Here is a 496-nt window from a genome sequence, read left to right on the forward strand (position 1 = left end):
GTTCGACGACGGTGATTATATTGAAGATGGCCGTTTCGCAAACGTGGAAGCGGGAGATCTTCCAGCTGATGGCGTCGTGACGGCAATCGGCAAAGTGAATGGCGAAACGGTCTGTGTCATGGCGAATGATTCAACGGTAAAAGCAGGATCATGGGGTTCACGGACAGTGGAGAAAATTATCCGCATACAGGAAACCGCCGAAAAAATGCAAGTGCCGATGCTGTATCTGGTCGACTCTGCAGGGGCGCGCATCACCGATCAATTGGAGATGTTCCCGAACCGGCGCGGCGCTGGGCGAATTTTCCACAACCAAGTGCGCATGTCCGGCATGGTGCCGCAAGTATGCTTATTATTCGGCCCATCTGCAGCGGGCGGGGCTTACATCCCTGCATTTTGTGATATCGTCATCATGGTCGAAGGCAATGCTTCGATGTATCTGGGCTCGCCGCGCATGGCTGAAAAAGTCATCGGCGAAAAAGTTTCTCTCGAAGAGATG

Annotated in this window: 1 protein-coding gene; it reads left to right on the forward strand. The window is 53.0% G+C overall.

The features are described 5' to 3' along the window. The coding region (locus R0J87_RS18495; protein WP_498888003.1) for a carboxyl transferase domain-containing protein at positions 1-496 on the forward strand (496 nt) is incomplete at both ends.

Origin of the sequence: Halomonas sp. SIMBA_159, from assembly GCF_046536035.1 — a bacterium.
Classification (GTDB): Bacteria; Pseudomonadota; Gammaproteobacteria; order Pseudomonadales; family Halomonadaceae; genus Vreelandella; species Vreelandella venusta_A.